Below are 5,296 nucleotides of genomic sequence, written 5' to 3'. Positions count from 1 at the left end.
CCGCCGACCCCGGCGTGAGCGCCCCCGCGCCCCTGCCAGCCGTCTCCGGTGTGTGCGCCTTCGTACCCCGGACAGCCGTGCTCCGTGCCCGGGCACGCCGGTCCTACCGCTCCGGAAACATCCTGCGGCTAGGCTCGGGCCCGTGGCACAGCTCAGAATCGCACTGGCCCAGGTCAACCCCACCACGGGCGACCTGGACGGCAACCTGTCCCTCGTCGTCGACTCCGCGCGCAGGGCCGCCGAGGAGGGCGCCCACCTGGTCGTCCTCCCGGAGATGGTCGTCACCGGCTACCCGGTCGAGGACCTGGCGCTGCGCAACTCCTTCGTGTCGGCCTCGATCAAGGCCACCCGAGCCCTGGCCGCCGACCTGGCCCGGGAGGGTCTGGGAGAACTCCCCGTCGTGGTGGGGTACCTCTCCCGCCGCGAGGGTCCGGGCGCCCGCTACGGCCAGCCCGCCGGGGCACCGCAGAACTCCGTCGCCGTCCTGCACCGCGGCGGCGTCGTCCTCTCCTCGGCCAAGCACCACCTGCCCAACTACGGCGTGTTCGACGAGTTCCGCAACTTCGTCCCCGGCGACACCCTCTCCGTGGTCCGGGTCCGCGGCGTGGACGTCGCCCTGGCCGTCTGCGAGGACCTGTGGCAGGAGGGCGGCCCCGTCACGGCGGCCCGCGCCGCAGGGGTCGGCCTCCTGGTCTCCCTCAACGGCTCGCCCTACGAGCGCCACAAGGACGACGTGCGCCTGGAACTGTGCCAGCGCCGCGCCCGCGAGGTCGGCGCCGCCCTGGCCTACGTCAACATGGTCGGCGGCCAGGACGAGCTGGTCTTCGAGGGCGACTCCCTGATCGTGGACTCCGAGGGGGAGCTGGTGGCCCGCGCGCCCCAGTTCGCCGAGACCCTCCTGGTGGCCGACCTCGACCTGCCCGAGGCCGGACCGGCCCCGGACGGCCCGGGCGCGCGGGTGGACGGCCTGCGCGTCATGCGCCACACCGTCTCGGCCGACCCGGTCGCTCCTTACCCGCCGCGTGCGGCCACCGTCACCCCGCGGCCCGACCCGCTCTCCGACACGGGCGAGGTCTACCGCGCCCTGGTCACCGGTCTGCGCGACTACACCGTCAAGAACGGCTTCGGCTCGGTCCTGGTCGGCGTCTCGGGCGGCATCGACTCCGCGCTGGTGGCCACCATCGCGGTGGACGCCCTGGGCGCGGACCGGGTGCACGGCGTGCTCATGCCCAGCGCGCACTCCAGCGACCACTCGGTCGGCGACGCCGAGGAGCTGGCGCGCCGCCAGGGCTTCGCCACCCGCACCATCGCCATCGCCCCGGCCGTGGAGGCCTTCACCCGGTCCACTGGGGAGGCGGGCGTGCCGCTCACCGGCCTGGCCGCCGAGAACCTCCAGGCCCGCGTGCGCGGCACGCTCCTGATGGCGCTGTCCAACGAGGAGGGCCACCTGGTCCTGGCCACCGGCAACAAGAGCGAGGCGGCCACCGGCTACTCCACGCTCTACGGCGACTCCGTGGGCGGGTTCGCTCCCATCAAGGACTGCTGGAAGACCCTGGTCTGGGAGCTGGCCCGCTGGCGCAACGAGGAGGCCGTCCGGCTGGGGCAGACCCCGCCCATCCCGGAGAACTCCATCTCCAAGCCGCCCAGCGCCGAACTGCGCCCCGACCAGCTGGACACCGACTCCCTGCCCGACTACACACAGCTCGACGCCGTCCTGGACGCCTACGTCGGCACGGACAAGGGGGAGGCCGAACTGGTCTTCGCCGGATACGACCCCGAGCTGGTGCGCCGGGTCATCCGCATGGTGGACCGCGCCGAGTACAAGCGCCGCCAGTCCGCGCCGGGCACCAAGATCAGCGCGCGCAACCTCAGCCGGGACCGCCGCGTGCCCATCACCAACCGCTGGACGGTCTGAACCGCGTTTCGCCCGCCCCTCCGGTGCGCCCGCACCGGTCCCGGAGCACGACCCGCGGCGCGGAGCCGGTGAAGGCGGTGTGCCCGCGCCCTCGCCGCTCCCTGTTCCGGGTCCGGTGTGCGTGGGGCCGGGTTCGGGCGCGGAACCCGCTCCTAGGCCAGGCCCAGCTCCCGCAGCCGCACCCCGGCCGCGGCCCGGTTGGGCACGTCGAGCTTGGCCAGGATGTTGGACACGTGCACGCTCGCGGTCTTGGCCGTGATGAACAGCCGCTCGGCGATCTGGGCGTTGGTGCTGCCCACCACCAGCAGCCGCGCCACCTCCGTCTCGCGCGCCGTCAGCCCGGCGGGGACGGCGGGCGGGGCCGCGTCCTCCTCCAGACCGGAGCCCATCCTGCGCGCCAGGTCCGCGGCGGCGCCGGCCAGCGGCGCCGCTCCGCACTCCCGTGCCGTGGCGTGCGCCTGGCGCACCCACGTCACGGCCCGCTCCCGCCGCCCGACCGCCACGGCCGCCTCGGCGGCCCGCAGCCGGGCCCGGGCCAGGTGCAGCCGCATCGGCGTGGCCTCCCAGGCCGCCACCGACTCGCGCCACCGCTCCAGCAGCGCGTCCGGTCCCGCGCCGTCCGCCTCGGAGAGGTGCGCCCCGACGGACACCCGGTAGGCGTGCTGCGCCGTCCCGTGGGCGGGCATCGGCGCCACCAGCGCGGCCACCAGGTCCCGCACCCGGCGCGCCCGCTCCGCCGTCCCCTCCGGGCGGTCCGGCGCCGCGCCCCTCCGGGCGGCCTCGGCCATCGCCTCCGCCATCGGCCACGTGTACCCGTGCGCGGACTCCAGGACCAGCCGCTCCAGCGTCCGCTCGGCCAGGACGAGCGCGTCGTCCACGTCCCCCGCGACCAGGTCCGCCTCCAGCAGCGCCAGCAGGGACAGCTGCACGATGTTCATCCGGTGCGAGGCCAGCGCGTCCGCCCGCCCCGACACCCTCATGGCCCGGCGCGCCGCCTCCGGGTCCCCCTGCGCCGCCGCCGTGCGGGCCAGCACCGCGTCGACGTAGAAGCGGTGCTTGCTGGAGGGGTGGGAGCGCAGGACCGTTTCGAGGATCCCGCGGGCCTTGGCCAGGTCCCCCAGCTCGAAGTGGATCTCCGCGCGGTTCTGGTGGTTGAACGTCTTGTGGACGGCCGCCCACCCCATCGCCTCGTGCCGGGCCAGGGACTCCTCCAGGACGGCCAGGCCCTCCTCGTGGTGCCCCAGCTCACGTAGGAAGTGGCCCAGGTTGCCCGCCCCGCGCGCCTCCAGGGCGGGGTCGCGGATCTCGGCGGCGTAGCGGATGGCGGCCTCGATGAGGGGGCGTCCCCCCTCCAGGTCGCCCGCGTCCATGTGCAGGCCGCCCAGGGTGATGCGGGCGTCGGCGGCCGCGCACATGCCGCTCTGCTCGGCGGGGTCGGCGAGGGCGATGGCCTCCTCCGCCAGCGCGCGCGCCGACCTGCCGGACCTCTCCAGTTCCCGCAGCCGCTCCTGTTCCGGCGTGTGGCGCCGGTCGGCGCGGTGCACCATGCTCTCCCGGGCCAGGATGGACAGCAGCAGGCCGTACCCCGGCATGTGCGGCGGGTGCAGCTCCAAGGCCTTGACCAGGTCGGTGATCCCGCTGCCGCAGGAGTCCGCAGCGCGCGCCAACCCGCGGCGGCGCAGCAGCCCCGCCCGCACGGTCAGCGTGTGGTCGTCGACCCCGTCCTCGGGGAGGGCGGCCAGGGCCTCGTCGGCCAGTTCGAGGGCGCGCCTGGCGCGGCCCGCCTCCACGGCGGCCCCCGCCGCGAGGCTGGCCACCTCGGCCCAGGTCCGGCCCTGGACCCGCTCCCGTGCGTCGGGGACGCGGTCCCACAGGGCCAGGACCCGCTCCAGCATGTCCAGTTCCTCGCCGTAGGCCAGGGTGTCGCCCGCGCGCACCGCGGCCCACCAGGCGGCCTGGAGGGCGCTGGGCAGCTCCTGTGCGGCGTTGTAGTGGTGGGCCTGTTCGGCGGCCCTGCGGTCGAAGGGAACGGAGTCGGGGTACTCGTCGATGAGCTGGGCGAAGCGCATGTGCAGCCGCGCGTGGGCGCCGGGCAGCAGGTCGCTGTGCACGGCGTCGCGCAGCAGGGCGTGCCGGAAACGGTACCCGGTTCGGTCGGCGCGCAGGGTGTTGGCGTCGACCAGGGTGTGCAGCGCGGTCTCCAGTTCGCGTTCGGGCAGCCCGGCCGCGTGGTAGAGCATCTCATGCTCGATGCTGCCCGAGACCGCGCCGACCGAGGCCACGCGCAACACCGACAGGGCGGTGTCGTCGAAGCGGTGCAGCGGTTCCAGCAGCAGGTCGCGGAACTGGTCGGGCACGTCGTGGCCGCCGACGGAGGGGTCGCCGACCGCGGAGGCCAGCGACTCCACGAACAGCGGGACGCCCTCGGTGCGCCGGTACAGCTGGTCCAGTTCGTGGCCGGTGAGGTCGGCGCCCCGTATCGCGGCGGCCTGGACACCGGCCTCCTCGCGGCTGAACGGCGCCAGCTCCAGCGGCTCGACCCCGGGTGCGCGCCGCAGTTCGGGCAGCAGGCGGCGGAGCGGATGGGTGCGGTGCAGGTCGTCGCTGCGGTAGGTGGCCACGAGCTGCACGCCAGGCAGGTCGAGGTTGCGGACGAGGAAGACGAGCAGGTCGCGGGTGGCGCCGTCGGCCCAGTGCAGGTCCTCCAGCACCACGGTGACGCCGCCGTCCTCGGCGGCCTGGGTGAACAGGCGCAGGACCTGTTCGAAGAGGATGCCCCGGTTCTCCGGGCGCAGCACGGGCACCTCGCCCAGCTCGGGCAGGAGCCGGGCGAACTCGCCGGTGCCGCCGGGCGCCGCGGCCTCGAACGCCGCGCGTCCGCGCTCGCGCAGGAGTTGGCGCAGAACGGCGGTGAAGGGGGCGTAGGACAGTCCGTCCACGCCGAGCTGGAGGCAGCCGCCGACGAAGACCGTTCCCTGGGGCAGGGCCGAGACGAACTCGCCGACCAGGCGGCTCTTGCCCACGCCCGCGTCGCCGCTGACCAGTACCGTTCCGGACGCCTCGGTGTGGGAGCGTCTGGCGTGGTCCCGGAGGAGGCGGAGTTCGCGCTCGCGGCCCACGAAAACTGTACGACTCTCGGCAAGAACGGGCATAGCGCCCATTATGCCCGTCATGTGCGGCCTTTCCAGGGGGTTTTCGCCCGCCGCCCGCCTGCCCGCCGCCGCATGACGCGTGGACGAGTCGGGCCCGGTTCCGCCTCCCGGCCCGCGCCCCGACAGCGGCACCGGTCCGGTTCCGATCGCTGGCTCCCGCTGGGGCACGGGAACCGGCCCGGGGATCACGTCCTCGGCTCCGGCCGGTCCGGCTCCGAGCCCGCGGGTG

The 5,296-nt window shown here is 75.0% G+C and carries 2 protein-coding genes; one reads left to right on the top strand and one right to left on the bottom strand.

The features are described from left to right. Positions 1–142 precede the first annotated feature (142 nt). The gene (locus DQW06_RS11590) at positions 143–1,915 is read left to right on the top strand and encodes an NAD+ synthase (RefSeq protein WP_013151976.1); all 1,773 of its coding nucleotides are present in this window, start codon (positions 143–145) and stop codon (positions 1,913–1,915) included. A gap of 152 nt (positions 1,916–2,067) precedes the next feature. Here DQW06_RS11590 and DQW06_RS11585 read toward each other — a convergent pair whose 3' ends face one another. Next, the gene (locus tag DQW06_RS11585) at positions 2,068–5,067 is read right to left on the bottom strand and encodes an AAA family ATPase (protein WP_013151977.1); all 3,000 of its coding nucleotides are present in this window, start codon (positions 5,065–5,067) and stop codon (positions 2,068–2,070) included. Between the last annotated feature and the right edge of the window lie 229 nt (positions 5,068–5,296).

This window comes from Nocardiopsis sp. TNDT3 (assembly GCF_003427465.1).
Lineage (GTDB): Bacteria > Actinomycetota > Actinomycetes > Streptosporangiales > Streptosporangiaceae > Nocardiopsis > Nocardiopsis dassonvillei.
Note: the sequence above shows the minus strand (reverse complement) of the source record. Positions and strands in the feature narration are given on the sequence as shown.

Excerpts from the sequence above, each read along its gene's own strand:
- DQW06_RS11585 (WP_013151977.1), bottom strand. The coding sequence starts at position 5,067 with ATGCCCGTTCTTGCCGAGAGTCGTACAGTTTTCGTGGGCCGCGAGCGC.